The following is a 19,681-nucleotide window of genomic DNA, read 5'->3' as shown; positions in this document are numbered from 1 at the left end:
ACTATCTTGTTACGCCCTGACTAGCAATCCAGTCTGAATATTTTTTTGCATTTACATTATGTTCCGCTAAAGTTGCAGCAAATTCGTGGTATCCGAAACGATCAACACTAGCACAAAAATAAATATAATCGTTTTTCTCCGGGTTTAAAACTGCTTCCAGAGCTGTAATATCTGGCATTGCAATTGGCCCAGGAGGCAATCCTATGTTCACGTAAGTATTATATGGTGATTTCATAAGCAAATCATTATAGAATACTCTTTTTATGACTTGATCAAAATTGTTGTCTTTTAATTTTAACGCATAAATTACTGTTGGATCTGCTTGCAAGGGCATATCTAAACGTAAACGATTTAAATAAACTCCTGCAATACGAGGTCTTTCATCTTTCTTTACTGATTCTTTATGAACAATCGAAGCTAAAATTGTTGCTTGAACAGGAGTTAATCCTTGTTTCTTTGCTTTTGCAATTCTTTCCGGAGTCCAAAAATTATGATATTCCTTGATCATTTTATCACGGAATTTTTCAGCAGAAGTATTCCAATAGATTTCATATGTATTAGGAATAAACATAGCAAAAACATTCTCTTCGTTAAAACCATTTGTCGCTAAGAAAGTAGAATCCTTAAAAGCTTTCATTAATGACAAACTATCTGCTTCTATTTGTGCACCTACTCTACCAGCAAAATTTTCTAAACGTTCTTGATTATTAAAAGCTAGTTTTACCGGAACATTAGAACGCATTGCTCTAACCAAATCCATATTATTCATGTCTTTTTTAAGTAAAAAACGACCTGATTTTACGTTTTCAGGATAGCTGCGTTTGTTCGCCACCATTTCAAAATTGTCGAAATTTTTAATGTATGGTTGTAGTATTTTTTTAACATCGCTATAATTTGCGCCTGTAGGAACATAAACATAAAGTTCTTTCTCTTCAAATTTAGTGTTGGCACTAAAAATTTTGCTGATTAAAATGAATCCGTAAATCATTAAAACTGAAATTACGGCTACAGCGGTTATCGTGATAATTTTTTTTAAGCCCAAAGTTTAGATTTTAAATTTGTTTGTTAATTAACTGAAACATTGCTTCGTCTTGATAGTGGTTATTTAGCAAAATCCAGTCCTTTTTAATTCCTATTTTCTCGAATCCAAATTTAGTAAAAAGAGCTATACTCGCTACATTTTCTACACTAATATTTGCATAAAGCTGATGCAAATTTAAATTATGAAAGGCATATTTTATTAAAAGCTCTAATGCCTCAGAACCAACGTTCTGCCTTTTGTTTTCGTCTTTCTGAATAACGATTCCAACACCCGCTTTATTATTTTTGGGATCAAATTCAAACAAATCGATCAATCCAATGGCGGGAAAATCTTCGTCTTGACAAATAGCCAATCGTAATTGCTTTGCTTCGTAAATATCCTGCTGTGCATTTTCGAGATATTGCCTAACCAAAAAACGACTGTATGGCGTGTATGTATTACTGACTTCCCAAATGCTTTCATCATTTTCCATTGCGTATACAAACTCTAAATCATTAGGTTCTAGTGCACGGAGATAAATATTTTCGCCTTTAAGAGTTATCATTGATTTATTTAGATTTTTATATTGAAAATTTTAGATTTCTATGGTTCCTTTAAAAACAAATTTAGCTGGACCAGTTAAGAAAACATTGGTATAATGATCTCCAATTTTATCAAAAGAAACCACTAATTTTCCTCCTTCAACATTTAGATTTATAGAAGTTTTATCTGTTTGACCAGTTGCATTCATTGCAATTGCAACTGCTGTTGCTCCTGTTCCGCATGCCAAAGTTTCATCTTCAACACCTCTTTCATAAGTACGTAAAGAAAAAGTACTGTCATCAACCTTTTTTACAAAATTAATATTGCTTCCTTTTTCTCCATACAACTCTCCATAACGAATTGCTGCACCGTTTTCTTTTACATTATAATGCTCCAAATCATCTACGATTTGAACATGATGTGGAGAACCTGTATTTAAAAAAGTGTATTCGTTATATTTTTTTATTTCATCAACATCAATCATTTGTAATGAAATAATAGCATCGTCTCCAACAGAAGCATGGTGCAAACCATCGGTCGCAATAAAGGTAGTTTTGCCATCGATAACGCCCAATTGATTAGCAAAAGCCACTAAACAACGTCCGCCATTTCCACACATTGAACTCTGATTTCCATCTGAATTATAATACACCATTCTGAAGTCAGTTTCACTATCGTTTTCCAGCAAAATAAGTCCATCTGCTCCAATGCCAAAACGTCTGTCACACAGACGTTCAATTAATTTAATATCTTCTTTTGGAAAAAAATTTGAACGATTATCAATCATTACAAAATCGTTTCCCGTACCTTGGTATTTATAAAATTCTATTTGCATTTTTTTTACATTAGTAACACAAAAGTACGAACAAATAATTAATGAAATGTTAATCATTGTTAAAGTGAGTTAAACCACTTTACTTCAGCTTTTTTTTGAATTATTTTTACAATAGATAACTTAAATACTAATCAACTATGAAACGATTTTCAACCTTATTTTTAGTGTCTCTTTTAAGTGGTGCTACGACCCTTGGTGCCTACAAGTTATTATTTGAGAGTAACAACTCTTTTTTTGGAAAAGGAAATTCTGTGGTAACAGTAGCTCCGGATTCTTTTGGAAGAAATGTAGCTTTATCTGCCGAAACAGTCGATTTTACAGCTGCCGCAGATAAAACAATACATACTGTAGTTCACGTTAAAAATGTTTCGCGAAGAACAGTTAGTAATCCTATGTTAGAATATTTCTATGGTTACGGTGGTCAACAGCAACAAGAACAAGTTGGTACCGGATCTGGTGTTATTATTTCTGAAGATGGGTATATTGTAACCAATAATCACGTTATTAAAGATGCAACTGAAATTGAAATTACGTTAAACAATAAAAAATCATACAAAGCAAAATTAATTGGTACTGATTCTAAAATGGATATTGCATTACTAAAAATCAATGCCGATGAAAAATTACCATATACTGCGTTTGCAAATTCTGATTCTGTAAAAGTTGGCGAATGGGTTTTGGCAGTTGGAAATCCTTATAACTTAACTTCTACGGTAACTGCGGGAATTGTTTCGGCGAAAGCCAGAAATTTAGACACAAACGGAATTCAGTCATTTATACAAACTGATGCTGCTGTAAACCCTGGTAACAGTGGTGGTGCATTAGTAAATACAAGAGGAGAATTAATTGGTATCAATACTATGATCTCTTCTACAACAGGTTCTTATGTTGGATATTCATTTGCGGTTCCATCTAATATTGCTCGAAAAATTATCGAAGATATTATGGAGTTTGGAAATGTACAAAGAGGAATCTTAGGTGTTGAGGGTGGCGAATTAAATAGTTCTGCTTCAAAAGAATTAGGCATTACCGAAACACAAGGTTTTTACATCAGTAAAGTTTCTAAAAATTCCGGAGCCGAAAAAGCAGGACTTGGCAAAGGAGATATTATTATCAAACTTGATGATCAAAATATTTCAACTTACGCTGATCTTTCAGGTTACATTAATACAAAAAGACCTAACGATGTTGTTAAGGTGACTTATATCAAAGACGGAAAAACAAAAACAGTTCCGGTAACTTTAAGTAAAAATGAATTTTTTAGCACTGAATTTAAAGGAATCGAACTAGAAAATATCGATGCTAATGATAAAAAGAGATTTAGAATTAATTACGGTGTAAAGATTAAAAATGTCAGTAATGAAAATTTGATGCAATACCAAAATGAATTACAAGGCAATATTATTTTAAGTATTGACAATATTAAAGCAACAAATATTGAAACAGTTTCGAAACTGTTAAACAAAAAAGACGAAGGTCAAAGTGTACGTCTTGAAATGATAAATAAAGACGGAGAAATACTTAGAATTATTATTTAATCTCGGTTTACATTCACTGCATTCAGACTCGAAAAATTGACAACCGAGACTGAGACTAAAAACTCAAAAAAGCCATCTTAGAAATTAAGGTGGCTTTTTTTATTTTCAAAAATAAATCATAAAATAGTTTACGAAATCGATTGAAATGGATACTTTTGCGCAAAATTTTAAAATAGTCACGTATTTATTTTTTCAATTTAATCAATTATGAGCAAAAAATCTTTGTACCAAAAAGAGGTATCATTACAAGTCGACCGAAGAAGAGCTGGTGTCGAATTAATTAAAATCATAAGCGATTTATGGTATGACAAATCCATTGAAATGGTTTTATTTAAAAACCAATTATTGGATAAAAATGTCAGCGATATTATCAATTTGCATCAATATGCCGGTGAATTTGTAGGCAAGCCTATCACCATTTTTGATTCGGTTGAAATCGCAAAAGTTATTTTATCATTAGATCTTCCGCCTGCGAAATTAGATCTTGGAAAACTAACTTATGAATATCGTTTAGAGGACGAAAAATATCCTGATGCGCGATATTTTGTACTAGACAAATTGAAAAAAGCAAAATCATCAGAAGAAATCCAACCAAAAGATGTTGTATTATATGGTTTTGGAAGAATTGGTCGTTTATTGGCTAGAGAATTAATGTCTAAAACCGGTAAAGGAAATCAATTGCGACTGAGAGCAATTGTTACCCGCGACAAAAATGATGCATCTACATTAGAGAAACGAGCTTCTCTTTTAAGATACGATTCAATTCACGGAGATTTTCAAGGATCTGTAATTGCCGATATAAAAAACAATGCCTTAATTATCAACGGAACTACCGTTCATATTATTACGGCAAACTCTCCAGAAGAAATTGATTATACATTATATGGAATCAATGATTCATTGGTCATTGATAATACAGGTGCCTTTACTACTGAAGAAGCTTTAAAAAGACATTTAACCTCAAATGGGGTAGGCAAAGTTTTATTGACCGCTCCTGGAAAAGGAGTTCCAAATATTGTACATGGAGTAAATCATAACGAATACAATCCTGACGAAATAGATATTTTTTCGGCTGCTTCATGTACCACAAATGCAATTACACCTGTTTTAAAAGCTATAGAAGATACTTTAGGGGTTGTAAAAGGTCACTTGGAAACCATTCATGCTTATACAAACGATCAAAATTTGGTCGACAATATGCATAAAAAATATCGTCGTGGAAGAGCCGCTGCCTTAAACATGGTAATTACTGAAACTGGTGCAGGAAGTGCGGTTGCAAAAGCGTTACCATCTTTAGAAGGAAAATTAACATCGAACGCTATTCGAGTTCCTGTGCCAAATGGTTCTTTAGTAGTATTGAATTTAGAAGTTAAAAAAGCAACTTCGATTCCTGCTATTAATAAAATAATGAAAAAATATGCTCTTGAAGGAGAATTGGTAGAACAAATCAAATATTCATTAAACAATGAATTGGTTTCATCTGACATTGTTGGAACTTCGGCTCCTTCTATTTATGACAGTAATGCTACAATTGTCTCTAAAGACGGAAAAAACATTGTACTTTATATTTGGTACGACAATGAATATGGCTACAGTCACCAAGTAATTCGTTTGGCAAAATATATTGCCAAAGTAAGACGTTTTACTTATTATTAAATAAATACAACCAAAACCAATTTTCTTAAAACCATCAAGTTTTTTCTTGGTGGTTTTTTTATATAGGAAGAACGGTAGTACTTTTTACTTCAGAAATTACAAATACGGTATTAATAAGAGATACCTCAGGCAGAATAGACAACTTCTTTTGATGAAAATGATGATAGCTTTCCATATCGGGAATAATTATCTTGAGCATATAATCAAAATTTCCGGAAACATAATTGCACTCTACTACTTCAGGCAAATTTAAAATGGATTGATTAAATCCTTCTGATGTATCATAAGTTTGTTTTGTAAGCGTAACTTGACAATAAACAGTTAGATTATTCCCTAGCTTTTTCTTGTTCAAAATAGAAACATACTTTTCTATAACACCTTCTTTTTCAAGGCGTTTCACACGATCATGAACAGGCGTTAAAGACAAATTTATTTTGTTTGCGATATCTTTTAAAGTATAATGCGCATTTTCTTGCAAAAGTCGTAAGATTTTTTTGTCAATTTCATCTAAAGCCATAACGAAAACGTTTTCATTGATTAATAAAATTTAGTCATTTTTTCTTTTTGAAGGCTTTTTTATTTCCTTAAACAGTATTTTTTTCTGTAAAAGTATTAAATAAAATAATATTTTCTTATTTATTCCTCATTAATCAATAATATATTCTCTATCTGTAGTTTTGTAAAACAAATTCAATAAAAACAAAAAAATATAACAAAATGATAATAGGTGTTCCAAAAGAAATAAAAAATAATGAAAACCGTGTTGCATTAACTCCAGCAGGTGTTTCTGAAATGAAAAAACATGGACATGTTGTTTATGTACAAGCCACTGCAGGTTTAGGAAGTGGTTTTAGCGATGAGGAATACGCAACTGCAGGTGCAGTAGTTCTAGGAACTATTGAAGAGGTATATGCTATTGCCGAAATGATTATTAAAGTAAAAGAGCCTATAGCATCTGAATATCCATTAATCAAAAAAGATCAATTATTATTTACTTACTTTCACTTTGCTTCATCAGAACCTTTAACTCGCGCTATGTTAGAAAAAGGTGCAGTATGTTTAGCTTACGAAACAGTTGAAAAAGCAGATCGTAGTTTACCATTATTAGTTCCGATGTCTGAAGTTGCAGGTCGTATGGCTATTCAACAAGGAGCAAAATACCTTGAAAAACCATTAAAAGGAAGAGGAATTCTTTTAGGAGGTGTTCCGGGTGTTCCGCCAGCAAAAGTTTTAGTATTAGGAGGAGGAATCGTAGGAACTCAAGCTGCAAAAATGGCTGCAGGTTTAGGAGCTCAAGTTACTATTATGGACTTAAGTTTACCACGTTTACGCCATTTAGATGATATTATGCCAGCGAACGTAAATACAGAAATGTCTAATCACTACAATATCACAAAAGCAATCGCAACAGCTGATTTAATTGTTGGAGCTGTTTTGATTCCAGGAGCAAAAGCACCTCACTTAATTACTCGCGATATGCTAAAATTAATGCGCCCAGGGACTGTAGTTGTTGACGTTGCAGTTGATCAAGGTGGTTGTATCGAAACATGTACACCGACCACTCACGAAAACCCAACATTTATCATCGATGACATTGTACACTATTGTGTTGCAAATATGCCTGGTGCTGTACCTTATACATCTACTTTAGCTTTAACAAATGCAACTTTACCGTATGCAGTACAATTAGCTAATAAAGGATGGGAAAAAGCTTGTAATGAAAATGAAGAATTAAAAAAGGGATTAAACATCGCTAATGGAAAAATTCTTTACAAAGGAGTTGCTGAAGCATGGAATCTTCCATTCAACGAAGAATTAGTGTTAACAAACGCATAGTGTTAACATTAAAATAAGTGCTTACTAAATCACTACTAAAGGGCTTTTCTTAATTGAAAAGCCTTTTTTTGAGCATAAAATAAAAAAACCTGTCATAAAATTATTATGACAGGCTTTTTATTTATGCGTTATTATATCTTATTTTTCATCTAATACTTCTTGCAAAACTTTTGCTTCAGTACCATTCGGAAAAGTAACTTTGATTTTCTGAGCTATTGTAGGAGCAATCTCTGTAATTGCTTTTTTATCATAAGACTCACCTTTTTTAATATGCCAACCGTAAAAAATTGCTGGTACGTGAGTATCGTAAGAATAAGGAGTTCCGTGTGAAGTACCTGTAGTCGAATACTCGATATCTCCTGGCTTATCTATAATTACTAAATCACCATTCTGAGTAACATCATAACCTTTGGCAACAAAATTCAAGTAATAATCATTTCCTCCATTTGCCAAGATTTCTTCCTCTGTATAAACTCTTTTAACTTGTGGTTGTGAAATTAAAAAGTCTTTAAATGATTTTTTCACTTTTACTAAATCTAAAGCTTTGTCTTTTATAATTTGTTTATTAAAAAACACATTAAAATTAGAATAGTTTTGAATTAAATCAACACCAAAAGTTTTTGTTGAAAAATCTTGTAAACTCTTTTTAACCTCTTTTGACGGATAATTATCGACATTATATTTATGATCTTTAAGATAAATCACATTCTCTGCACCAGCATGATCTGCAGTTAAGAAAAGTAAGTAATTATCCTTCCCTACTGTTTTATCCAAATAATTCAAAAAGTCTGCAATAGTTTGATCTAATCTCAAATAAGTATCCTGAAGTTCCATAGAACGAGGCCCAAGTAAATGACCTACATAATCTGTTGAAGAAAAACTAACCGTTAAGAAATCTGTAATATTATCTTTACCTAATTCTTCTTTTTCGATGGCTTTCATCGCGAACTCAGCCAATAAATCATTTCCATAAGGAGTTGCTCTTAAAATTCCAGCATCATTTTTCTCATACATTTTTTTTAAATCATAGGGGAAAACTGGAGCCGCACTACCATATAATTTCCCCTCGTATGGGTTATTATCTTCTAAACTCTCATTATACGTTGAAGCTGGCTTGTACAAATCCCAACCTTTATTTATATAGGGCATATAATGTTTCTCACTATTAAATTGAGAAACCCATTCTGGTAATTTATCACCATAAAAAGTACTAGATATAAAAGAACCAGTTTTACTATACCAAAAAGCCCAATTTGCAAAATGACCAGCAGGCAAAATTGCACCACGATCTTTAAGACTCATACCTATAACTTTACCCGCAAAATTAGTTGCCATACGTACTTCATCAGTAATTGTAGTACTTTGCAAATTTTTAGGAGACATAGCACCTTCTTCTGCAGTACCATCACCAACAGTTTTCACATTAGCGTCATCTGTACAATACATTTCTTTTCCAAGTGTTCTGCTAAACCACTCATTTCCTACAATCCCGTGGGTCGCAGGCGTAGTACCAGTATAAATTGAAGCGTGTCCAGGAGCTGTATAAGTTGGCATATAATTATAATGCATATTCTGAAAAGTATATCCATTATTCATTAACCTTTTAAATCCGTTTGGTGAAAAATCATCTGAAAATCGATACAAATATTCCATTTTCATTTGATCTACGACAATACCAACTACTAACTTAGGGCGCTGTTGAGCACTTAAATTTGAGATAACAAACAATGTCAACAATACAATACTTTTTTTCATATCTAAATTATAATATTTAACACAAAAATACAGATTCACATCTAAAAAGGCTAACCCGACACAAACTAAAACCCAAAAATGACTATAATTTAACAGAAAACTATCGATACTTTTTCAAAACTTAAAAAACAAAAAAACCCTATCCGATTGGATAGGGTTTTTGAAAAGAAAGGCGACGACATACTCTCCCACATAACTGCAGTACCATCTGCGCAGGCGGGCTTAACTACTCTGTTCGGGATGGGAAGAGGTGAGCCCCGCCGCAATAACCACCTTAAGGTCGTTGTTACTTGAGGTAACTTTTTTAATTAACAATTGATTAAAGGAGGTTCAAAGGTTCAGAGGGGCAAAGGGACAAAGGTTTTATTAATCTTGTCATTTCGACCAAAGGGAGAAATCAAACGCGTAAGACGACAAAGATTGACAATTTTAAATACGGAATTTCTTGTGTGATTTCTCCTTCGTCGAAATGACATACTTTTTTGGTAAACCCGACAGGTTTTAAAAACCTGTCGGGTTTGTGTTTTCGATGAAAAACTAAAAATATCAGAACCTCAGTATCTCTGAATGTGTCTAAAAACTAATTAATATACAACAGCTGATATTGTTTCGGAGTAATTCCTTCGTGTTTCTTAAATAAGCGAATGAAATAATTTGCATCTTCAAATCCGGATAAATAACAGACTTCGTTAATTTGAATTCCAGGATTTCTTAGTAGTTTTTTGGCGTGCTTGATTTTTTCATTCAAAACATACTCAATAGGACTCATGCCTAATTCTCGTTTAAAAAAACGATAGAATGATGCTGTGCTCATACAAGCTTTATCACTCAAACTCTTAAGGTTTATATTTTCTTTTAAATTAAGTTTGATAAATTCGGTTACTTCAAAAATTGGATTATTCGATTGAATGCTAGTTCCTTCGTCGATCGATTTTATGGTTTGTGTCTGAATGATTCGAATTAATAATTCTTGCAAAGTCAAATCTGCCAAAGCATCTTTAGTAATCGAAGTGCTCATACACTCTTTAATCAGTTTACTAATGGTTGTGGCAAGATCAACATTGTTGTAAAAGAAATAATTTTGATAATTTAGTTGCCAGTAGGCATCACTTCCTTCTTTTGGGTAACGTTCGTTTAAGAAATTTAACGTGTCTGTTATTTTAGATTTGTCTATGGCAAGTGCCAGACATTGCGTAGGATTTTCTTTTGAAGCTTCGGGAAAATCAATTTTCATTTCGACATTCGATGGAATAACTACGGTTTCTCCCGGCAAATAATCAAAACCGGGTTCATCAAAAAGATGCATCACTTTTTTACCCCTTAACATACTGGTTACTACAAAATCGTTAAATTTTAGCGGAACCAGTTCAGATGATTCGTAGGTTTCAAATAGGTTTAATTCACAATGATTCAAGGTGTAAACACTTCTGTTTTCTACAAGCGTTTTTAATGATTTTTCATTCGATAAATGAGGTGGGTGAATTAAAACACGTTGATTATTCATTGCGGTTAAATTTTTAGTGAAGACTTTAAATTTAATCAAAATAATTGTAACAATCTTAGATTTAACGTTTTATTAAATCAGTTCTTCAACATGTTTTTTGATGTTTTCAGCAATTTTTTTTGTGGGTAAATCATTTTCATCTTCACCAAAAGGATCCTCAATTTCTTCTGCGATAAGCTCTAAACTTGCCAACACATAAAAAATAAAAACAACTACAGGAGCAACTAGATATCCTAAACTTACAGAATATCCAAAAGGAAGCGTCATGGTATAAAAGAAGATAAACTTTTTTATAAAAGCGCTGTAAGAGTAGGGAATAGGTGTGTTTTTAATTCTCTCGCACGCACCACAAATGTCTGTAAAAGCTTGTAATTCGTCGTTTAGAATAATAAGTTGTTCTCCGGTAATTTTATTAGCGTCATAAAGATCATTGATTTTATGAAACATCATTCTTTTAACCTGATTTGGTTTGTGTTTGTGATGATCAATTTCTAAATCTACATCGTCAAAAAGTTGTCTGCTAGTTTCAGAGTCGTGTAAATGTTTGTGCAGAACGTTAGCATAAGTGGGAATGATTTTTCTGAAGAATTTTCTATCGTTTTCATCTTTTAGCATTGCCGAAAGTTTAATAGCCAGATTACGGCTATTATTAACAAGACCTCCCCATAATTTTCGTCCTTCCCACCAGCGATCATAAGCTGTATTGGTTCTAAAAACTAATAATAACGAAATTACAAAGCCTAACATTCCATGCATAATTGGAATATTGTGGATGTAATCATTTTTTCCAATCTTAAAATAGTAAATTTCAAGATAACCAACTATAGCAGAATAAATTGCTATAGCAATCATGATAGGGAAAAGCTTTCTAACCGTATCAGATTTATGAAAATGGAAAATAAATGTAAACCAGTCTTTGGTATTGTACGAAATCATTAAAGTAAGTTTTTAAACAAATTTACTTTAAAAATTAATATTTCCTGCCAATTCTTTCAAAGCAATTTCAGATAATTTTGCTTCATATTGAGCATTGCTGTAACGTACTTTTGCATTTACATAGTTTAACTGAGCAGTTCTAAAATCAAGCGTTGTTATAGTTCCAATTCTAAATTTATCTAATGTAATATCTAAATTTTGTTTAGCAATTACAACATTATCTTCTTCTAAATTAATTAATTCTAAGTTAGTAAGATAAGTTTGAAAAGCAGTGCTTAATTGCGTATTCAAGATCATGTTTTGCTGTTCTATTGCGATTTGAGAGTTCTCAATTTGCAATTTTGCTACCTTTTCATTTCGATGTTGATTCAATCCATCAAATACATTTATAGAAGCATTAAAGCCGTAATTAAAACCTTTTGATGAAGATGAACTTGTAAATCCTAAACTCGATTGATTTTCGTTAAAATTGTATCCGGAAGTCAAGTTAATAATTGGATAACGATCTGCTTTTACCTGTTTAAGTTGCAGTTCTGCAATACGTTTATTGATTATTTGCGATTCTAAAGCCGGATTTTGTTTTTGAGCTAAATCCATTAAATCAACCAAAACTAATTTGTTATCTACAGTAACATGTTTGGTTACCGTAAAATTTATTTTTGGATCACGGGCTAAATATTGGTTCAATAAAATTTTTCCATTTGCATAAGATTCCTTTTGTCTCAATAACGCAACCTGATCTGAGTTTAAGTCAACCTGAGCGTTTAAAACTTCAAGTTTTGAGGCTTTTCCAATGCTGAATCGGTTTTGCGCCAATGTTAATCTTTGCTTAGAAATGACAATCGTAGTATCTAAAGCTGCCAATTGCTGTTGCTGTTGTACCAAGTCATAATAAGCACTGTTTACCTGACCAATTTTGACTAAAACAGTTCTTTTTAATTCAGAATCTCCAAGTTTTTGCAATTCTTTTAACTGATCTAGTTTTGCAAACATTTTCATTCCGTCAAAAACAGTCCATCCTAAACTTACGCCGTAGTTTAAACTGTTGTTTTTGGCATTATTCAATGATGTTGAAGTTCCGTCCTGACGTGTTTGCGACGAATTGGTAACGCTATTATTATCCGTAATCGAAGCCGTTGCTGTTGGCAACATTCCAGCGTTTCCAATAGTTACATTGGTATCGCTAATTTTTGAATTGTTTTTAGCGATTTTAATTTCAAAATTATTTTCTAAAGCTATTTTCATAGCATCTTCAATAGTTAGAACTTCCTGCGCATTTACTTTTGCAAAGCACAAGAAGAAAAATATTAAAGTGCGGAATAAAATTTTAGTATTCATATAAGGTTTTCTTTGGCCCAAAATTCACGAATTGTAGTTTTTACAATCCGTGAATGTGTGGCTAATAAATTATTTACTTTCTCTTTCGTATTCGTCAATATGGTCAAATTCCGGATAATGCTTTCTTTCTTTAGACCACATAAAGTAAATAGCAGGAATTACAAAAAGTGTTAATGCTAATGAGAAAATAGTTCCTCCAACAATTACAACTCCCATTCCAATTCTACTTGTAGATGCTGCTCCAAGCGACATTGCAATTGGTAAAGCTCCTAGAGCAATCGCCAAACTTGTCATTAAAATTGGACGTAAACGAGCTTCTGATGCTTCTAAAATAGCTTCTAATTTTGGTTTTCCCTGTTCTCGTAACTGATTGGCAAATTCGACAATCAAAATACCATTTTTAGTTACCAGTCCAATAAGCATTACAGTTCCAATTTGGCTAAAAATATTCCAGGTTTGATTGAATAACCATAACGAGAATAAAGCTCCCGCAACCGCCATTGGTACAGTTAAAATTATAATTAACGGATCGATAAAACTCTCAAATTGCGCTGCAAGAATTAAAAATATTAATAGCAGTGCTAACCCAAAAGCGAAAGAAGTATTAGAACTACTTTCGACAAAATCTCGAGATTCTCCACTTAAATCAGTTGTAAAACTTTCGTCCAAAACTTTAGCTTTAATTCTATCCATTTCTGCAATACCATCACTGATACTTTTTCCAGGTGCTAAACCAGCAGAAACGGTTGCTGACATATAACGGTTGTTGTGATATAATTGTGGCGGATTACTTTGTTCTTCGACATTTACAACGTTATCCATCTGAATTAATTCGCCTTTTTTGTTCTTTACAAACATCGACGTTAAATCCAGAGGTTTAGATCTGTCTTTTTGATCAAATTGACCAATTACCTGATATTGTTTTCCGTTTTTAATAAAATAACCAAAACGTTGTCCGCTTAAAGAAAGCTGTAAAGTTTGAGCAATATCGATAATTGAAATTCCTAAACTTTCGGCTTTTGCACGATCGATACTTACGTTTATTTCAGGTTTATTGAATTTTAAGTTTACATCTGTTGTAGAGAATACGTCGCTTTTTCCAACTTCATCCATAAAAACAGGAACTTTTTCTCTTAGTTTTTCAAAAGTTGGCGCTTGTATAATATACTGAATCGGAAGTCCTCCACGTCTGTTTACAGCAATGGTAGGTTGTTGTGTTACAGAAGTTTTGGCACTTGGATATTTCTTAGTCCATTTGGTTAATTTTTCGGCAATTTCTTTTTGAGATGCTTTTCTTTCGTCAACATCTTTTAGGGTAAGCCTTACCAATCCTGAGTTTACAGAATTAGAACTAAACCCGGGAGATGTAATCACCAAACTCACTTTTTTCTCCGGAATAGAATCATCAATTAATCTAGAGATTTCCTGCATAAAACGATCTGTGTATTCATACGATGATCCCTCTGGGGTTGTCATTCTCATCGTAACAGAACTACGGTCGTCGTACGGAGCAGTTTCTTTTGGAAGTATGGTAAAAAACAAATAAATTAATCCAAAACATGCAATTAAAATTGGAAAACTAATCCATTTTTTATCCATGAATCGTTTTAACGAATCGGCATAACCGCTATTTAATTTTTCGAAAAACGGTTCAGTTCTAACATAGAATTTAGATTTCTTCTGTTCGCCACCTTTCATTAAATAGGCATTCAACATTGGAGTTAAAGTCAAGGACACAAACGCCGAAATTAATACAGCGGCACCAATTACAACTCCAAATTCCCGAAAGAGTCGGCCTACGAAACCTTCTAAGAAAATTACAGGTAAAAATACAGCGGCAAGTGTAACTGAAATGGAAATTACAGCATAGAAAATTTCATTAGAACCTTTGATTGCCGCTTCGATTGGCGACATTCCTTCTTCTACTTTTTTGAAGATATTTTCGGTAACTACAATTCCGTCATCAACCACCAAACCGGTTGCTAAAACAATTGCTAATAATGTTAATACATTGATAGAGAATCCAAAAAGCCACATGATAAAAAACGTAGCAATCAATGAAACGGGAATATCGATTAGAGGTCTAAAGGCAATTGCCCAATCTCTAAAGAATAAATAGATAATGATAATTACTAAAATAATAGAAATGCCCAAAGTTTCAGCAACTTCAAGAACTGATTTTTTTACGAAAATAGTATTATCAAGAGCGATGTTTAATTTGATATCTTTTGGAAGATCTTTCTGTAAAGCTTCATATTTTTTATAAAACTCTTTCGAAATGTCAAGGTAATTGGCACCCGGCATAGGTACAATTGCCAAACCAATTAATGGTAATCCTGATTGGCTTAATTTTGTTTCTAAATTTTCTGGTCCTAATTCGGCACCACCAATATCGCTCAAGCGAACGATTTTATCTCCATCGGTACGAATGATAATATTGTTGAATTCCTCTGGTTTAGAAAGATTTCCAATAGTTTTTACAGTAAGTTCTGTATTATTTCCTGTTAGTTTTCCTGATGGTAATTCGACATTTTGTGCATTTAAGGCATCACGAACTTCGGCAACAGTACAACCATATGCAGCCAACTTAACAGGATCAATCCATAAACGCATAGCATAACGTTTTTGTCCCCATATTTGAACGGCACTTACACCCGGAATCGTTTCTAATCGTTGCGAAATAACATTTTCGGCATAATCGCTTAATTCTAAAGCGCTTCTGGTATCACTTTGAACCGTCATCGAAATAATAGCTTCACTATCTGCATCCGCTTTAGATACAACTGGCGGCGCATCAATATCTTGGGGTAAACTTCGAACTGCTTGCGAAACTTTGTCACGAACATCATTTGCAGCCTCTTCTAAATCTTTATCCAGATTAAATTCGATGGTAATATTACTACTTCCTTGATTACTAGAAGAGGTAATATTTCGAATTCCGTCGATGGCATTTACGGCTTTTTCGAGAGGTTCTGTAATCTGAGATTCTATAATGTCGGAATTGGCTCCTGTGTAATTTGTTCTAATTGAAACCTGTGCAGGATCGATCGAAGGAAATTCTCGAACACCCAAAAATGTATAACCAATGAAACCGAATAGAATAATTAAAAGATTCAGTACAATCGTTAAAACAGGTCTTTTTATACTTGTGGTTGATAAACTCATGTGAGATTTTAGATTTTAGATTGTTGAGTTCAGATTTTTAGAGTTAAGAATACAGAATAAAGAATATAGATTTTTCTAACTCCTAATTCATAACTCCTAATTCAAAACTTATTTTACTTTAACTTTTACAGGAGCTTCGTTTTTTAAAGACATAACACCACTTGTTATTAAAGTATCGCCAGCTTTTAAACCCGATAAAACTAATATCGAAGCATCTGTTCTAGTGGTAGCATCAACCATAACTTCCTTAGCTTTACCCATATCAGAAATAAAAACTTTTTTACCACCCTGAACCGGAACTATAGCTTCTGTTGGTATAACAATCGCGTCTTTAATAATGTTTAAAGGTAATTTTATATCAGCAAAAGTTCCTGGAAATAGTTTTCCGTCAGTATTATCTGCAATTGCACGAATTTGTAAAGTACGCGTTGCAACGGCAACTTCAGGTTCTATAGCATATATTTTTGCTGTGTAAACTTTGGTTGAACCAGAAACAGTAAATTCTATAGTTGAACCCGTTTTTACTTGCGAAGCATATTTTTCGGGAATAGAAAAAGTAATTTTTAATTTTCCTGTGTTTACTAATTTTGCTACCACAACTGTTGGGGTAATATAGGTTCCGGGCGAAATAGAACGCAAACCAATTTTTCCTGAAAAAGGTGCTTTTACAGATGTTTTTGCGATTTGAGCTCTTATTAATTGACTTTGTGCTTGTGCTGATGCGTGATCTGCTTTTGCAACATCAAATTCTTCCTGACTAATAGCTTCTTTCTGAAGTAGTAATTTGGCTCTTCTTTCGTTTTCAGCAGCCAAACCTTCTCTTGTTGTAGCTTGTCTTAGTTGTGCTTTTAATTCAATATCATTTACTTTAAAAAGTACTTGACCTTTGTTTACATTACTGCCCTCATTAAAGTAAATTCCTTCAACAATTCCTGAAACTTCGCTATGAATTTCTACTTGTTCGTTTGCTTCAATAGATCCTGTTAAAGATAGATTATTGTCAAAAGTAGAAGTTTTTACAATAATTCCGTTAACAGTTATTGGAGCTCCTTTGTCTCCAGATTTTTTAGATTCGTCGTTTTTATTTTTATTCGATACGACTCTGTAGGCAATAAATCCTCCTATTACAATGATTAATAGGGCGTAAACTAGGTTTTTTACTTTCATAAAATTGAGGTAAATGTATTTTTGGGTATATATTTAGTAAGCTCACAAATTTAACTTTTTGAAGCGAAATCGAAAGAGCTAAGCCTTTAATTTAACATTTGTACGTACAAGTTTTAAATTAGGACTTTGGTTAGATTGATTTTGTTTACGATGGTTTAATGTGGAGTAGAAAAAAACTTTGCAATGTTGCAATTTTTGGCTTTTATAGATCAAATTTAGCTAATATAATTCCAGATGTTTTTCTTTTTTGTTAATTCGATAAAAACAGCTTTTAGAACTGCATGTTCTGGTTTTTGTAATGGACCATCTTCTTTTAAAATTTTCATAGCATAGTTTCGGGCTAAACCCAGAATATCTCGGTCACGTACAATATCTGCAATCTGAAGGTTTAAAACACCGCTTTGTTGTGTTCCCATTAAATCGCCGGGACCACGAAGTTTAAGGTCGACTTCGGCAATTTCAAAACCATCATTGGTTTGTACCATAGTTCCCATTCGGGTTTTACTATCGTCGCTTAATTTATGGCTTGTCATTAATATGCAATAACTTTGCTCGGCGCCACGACCAACACGACCACGAAGCTGATGCAGTTGCGATAAACCAAAACGTTCTGCACTTTCAATAATCATTACACTGGCATTGGGAACATTTACACCAACTTCAATTACCGTTGTAGCCACCATAATGTTTGTTTTTCCTTCGGAGAAACGTTTCATTTCGGCATCTTTCTCAGCAGGTTTCATTTTTCCATGCAAAATAGAAATCGAATATTGGGGCAACGGAAAATCACGAGAAATACTCTCATAACCGTCCATTAAATCTTTGTAATCCATTTTTTCAGATTCCTGAATTAAAGGATAAACAATATAAATTTGTCTTCCAAGAGCAATTTCATCTCGAAGAAATTTCCAAACTTTCAATCTGTTACTGTCAAAACGATGTACTGTTTGAATTGGTTTTCTTCCAGGAGGCAATTCGTCTATTACAGAAATGTCTAAATCACCGTATAAACTCATGGCTAAAGTTCTTGGAATTGGAGTAGCAGTCATTACCAAAACGTGCGGTGGAATTTCATTTTTCTTCCACAATTTTGATCTTTGTTCAACACCAAAACGATGTTGTTCGTCAATAACGGCCAAACCTAAATTCTGAAATTTGACTTTATCTTCCAATAATGCGTGTGTACCAATTAAGATATGTAAACTTCCGTTTTCGAGTTCTTCGTGAATAATTCTTCGGGCTGCGATTTTGGTAGAACCTGTTAGAATTTTTATATTAAGATTTAAGGTTTGTGCCAGTTCTGATAAACCGATAAAATGCTGATTGGCAAGAATTTCTGTTGGTGCCATTAAACAAGCCTGAAAACCATTATCTATTGCCAAAAGCATACTCATAAAGGCGACAATCGTTTTTCCTGAGCCAACATCTCCTTGCAATAGTCGATTCATTTGGGCATTACTTCCCATATCTGAACGAATCTCTTTGATTACTCTTTTTTGAGCGTTGGTTAGCTTAAAAGGCAAATGATTCTGATAAAATTCATTAAAAAGTTCGCCTACTTTTGTAAACGGATGCCCTTTTATTTTGTGTTTACGAATCAGGTTTTTAGTTATCAATTGTAATTGAATGAAGAACAATTCTTCAAATTTTAATCGAAACTGGGCTTTTGCTAAAACATCTGTACTTTTAGGAAAATGTATGTTGAATAAAGCGGCTCTTTTCGAAATCAGTTTTAATTCTTCAATTAAATAAGGAGGAAAGGTTTCGGTAAACAAAGCCTGAGTTTCAAGAAACAATTGCTCCATTAACTTATTAATAGTCCTGTTCGAAATTCCTCTATTGGTCAATGTTTCTGTCGAAGGATAAACGGGTTGCATTGCAGATCGCAGGCTTTTTTCGTGTTCGCTTAACAATTCGATTTCCGGATGCGCCATACTAAATTGGCTTCCGTAAAGTGAGCATTTTCCAAAAATCACACAAACCTCATTCAGCTTTAAACTCTCGCGAATCCATTTATGTCCTTGAAACCAATTTAAGTCTATTTGTCCTGTATCATCCACGAAAGTGGCAACCAATCGTTTTTTGTTTTTAGCAAATTCAACAGTTTTTATGTTGATGATTTTACCAATAATTTGAACTTCAGCTCCTGTGTTTTGAAGTTGGTTGATTTTATAATATCGCGTTCTGTCAATATATCTGTTTGGAAAAAAATTGACTAAATCTCTGTATTTATGAATACCCAATTCCTTACGAAGCAATTGACCGCGACTTGGGCCAACACCTTTTAAGTATTCAATGGGAGTTTCAAGGAGATTATTAGACATTATTTTTTAGATCCTTAGATTTTAGACTTCTTAGATTAATAGAAAATAGAATAAAGAGAATAG

The 19,681-nt window shown here is 33.1% G+C and carries 14 protein-coding genes and 1 rRNA gene; 3 read left to right on the top strand and 12 right to left on the bottom strand.

The annotated features are described in order from the left end of the window. Nucleotide 1: 1 nt before the first annotated feature. The 3 genes from mltG to dapF are packed head-to-tail and all read right to left on the bottom strand — an operon-like array spanning nucleotide 2 to nucleotide 2,399. A complete protein-coding gene (gene mltG / locus IW18_RS07630; RefSeq protein WP_041517003.1) occupies nucleotides 2–1,042 on the bottom strand; it encodes an endolytic transglycosylase MltG in 1,041 nt (346 codons plus the stop codon). Between the two features lie 10 nt (nucleotides 1,043–1,052). Continuing rightward, complete coding sequence (locus tag IW18_RS07625) at nucleotides 1,053–1,586, bottom strand: GNAT family N-acetyltransferase (RefSeq protein ID WP_041517002.1); 534 nt, start codon at nucleotides 1,584–1,586, stop codon at nucleotides 1,053–1,055. Between the two features lie 30 nt (nucleotides 1,587–1,616). Beyond that, nucleotides 1,617–2,399 (bottom strand): diaminopimelate epimerase, encoded by a 783-nt coding sequence (gene dapF / locus IW18_RS07620; protein WP_041517001.1) that lies wholly within the window; start codon nucleotides 2,397–2,399, stop codon nucleotides 1,617–1,619. Nucleotides 2,400–2,536: 137 nt separating this feature from the next. Between dapF and IW18_RS07615 the strand changes: the two genes are divergently transcribed. Both IW18_RS07615 and IW18_RS07610 read left to right on the top strand, forming a co-directional pair. Continuing rightward, on the top strand, nucleotides 2,537–3,937 hold the full coding sequence (locus tag IW18_RS07615) for a trypsin-like peptidase domain-containing protein (protein WP_041517000.1): 1,401 nt from the start codon (nucleotides 2,537–2,539) through the stop codon (nucleotides 3,935–3,937). A 207-nt stretch (nucleotides 3,938–4,144) separates the two neighbouring features. Beyond that, complete coding sequence (locus tag IW18_RS07610) at nucleotides 4,145–5,593, top strand: glyceraldehyde-3-phosphate dehydrogenase (RefSeq protein ID WP_041516999.1); 1,449 nt, start codon at nucleotides 4,145–4,147, stop codon at nucleotides 5,591–5,593. A 58-nt stretch (nucleotides 5,594–5,651) separates the two neighbouring features. Here IW18_RS07610 and IW18_RS07605 read toward each other — a convergent pair whose 3' ends face one another. Beyond that, the gene (locus IW18_RS07605) at nucleotides 5,652–6,110 is read right to left on the bottom strand and encodes an Lrp/AsnC family transcriptional regulator (protein ID WP_041516998.1); all 459 of its coding nucleotides are present in this window, start codon (nucleotides 6,108–6,110) and stop codon (nucleotides 5,652–5,654) included. A gap of 200 nt (nucleotides 6,111–6,310) precedes the next feature. Here IW18_RS07605 and ald point away from each other — a divergent pair, with 200 nt between their 5' ends. Next, complete coding sequence (gene ald / locus IW18_RS07600; protein WP_041516997.1) at nucleotides 6,311–7,429, top strand: alanine dehydrogenase; 1,119 nt, start codon at nucleotides 6,311–6,313, stop codon at nucleotides 7,427–7,429. A gap of 138 nt (nucleotides 7,430–7,567) precedes the next feature. Here the strand turns inward: ald and pafA are convergent, their stop codons facing one another. The 8 genes from pafA to recG form a co-directional block, all read right to left on the bottom strand. Further along, on the bottom strand, nucleotides 7,568–9,184 hold the full coding sequence (gene pafA / locus IW18_RS07595) for an alkaline phosphatase PafA (RefSeq protein ID WP_041516996.1): 1,617 nt from the start codon (nucleotides 9,182–9,184) through the stop codon (nucleotides 7,568–7,570). A 167-nt stretch (nucleotides 9,185–9,351) separates the two neighbouring features. Beyond that, nucleotides 9,352–9,461: ribosomal RNA gene (gene rrf / locus IW18_RS07590) — 5S ribosomal RNA — on the bottom strand. A gap of 303 nt (nucleotides 9,462–9,764) precedes the next feature. Next, complete coding sequence (locus IW18_RS07585; RefSeq protein WP_041516995.1) at nucleotides 9,765–10,688, bottom strand: AraC family transcriptional regulator; 924 nt, start codon at nucleotides 10,686–10,688, stop codon at nucleotides 9,765–9,767. A 72-nt stretch (nucleotides 10,689–10,760) separates the two neighbouring features. Continuing rightward, the gene (locus tag IW18_RS07580; protein ID WP_041516994.1) at nucleotides 10,761–11,624 is read right to left on the bottom strand and encodes a bestrophin family protein; all 864 of its coding nucleotides are present in this window, start codon (nucleotides 11,622–11,624) and stop codon (nucleotides 10,761–10,763) included. Nucleotides 11,625–11,651: 27 nt separating this feature from the next. After that, nucleotides 11,652–12,962 (bottom strand): TolC family protein, encoded by a 1,311-nt coding sequence (locus IW18_RS07575; protein WP_041516993.1) that lies wholly within the window; start codon nucleotides 12,960–12,962, stop codon nucleotides 11,652–11,654. Between the two features lie 69 nt (nucleotides 12,963–13,031). Next, nucleotides 13,032–16,127 carry an efflux RND transporter permease subunit gene (locus tag IW18_RS07570; RefSeq protein WP_041516992.1) on the bottom strand — a complete coding sequence of 1,032 codons (3,096 nt, stop codon included), beginning with the start codon at nucleotides 16,125–16,127 and terminating at the stop codon, nucleotides 13,032–13,034. 108 nt (nucleotides 16,128–16,235) lie between these two features. Continuing rightward, a complete protein-coding gene (locus IW18_RS07565; protein ID WP_041516991.1) occupies nucleotides 16,236–17,294 on the bottom strand; it encodes an efflux RND transporter periplasmic adaptor subunit in 1,059 nt (352 codons plus the stop codon). A 215-nt stretch (nucleotides 17,295–17,509) separates the two neighbouring features. Then, nucleotides 17,510–19,618: an ATP-dependent DNA helicase RecG gene (gene recG / locus IW18_RS07560; RefSeq protein WP_041516990.1), complete on the bottom strand. Its 2,109-nt coding sequence runs from the start codon at nucleotides 19,616–19,618 to the stop codon at nucleotides 17,510–17,512. Nucleotides 19,619–19,681 lie beyond the last annotated feature (63 nt).

Source organism: Flavobacterium hibernum, from assembly GCF_000832125.1.
Classification (GTDB): Bacteria; Bacteroidota; Bacteroidia; order Flavobacteriales; family Flavobacteriaceae; genus Flavobacterium; species Flavobacterium hibernum.
Note: the sequence above shows the minus strand (reverse complement) of the source record. Positions and strands in the feature narration are given on the sequence as shown.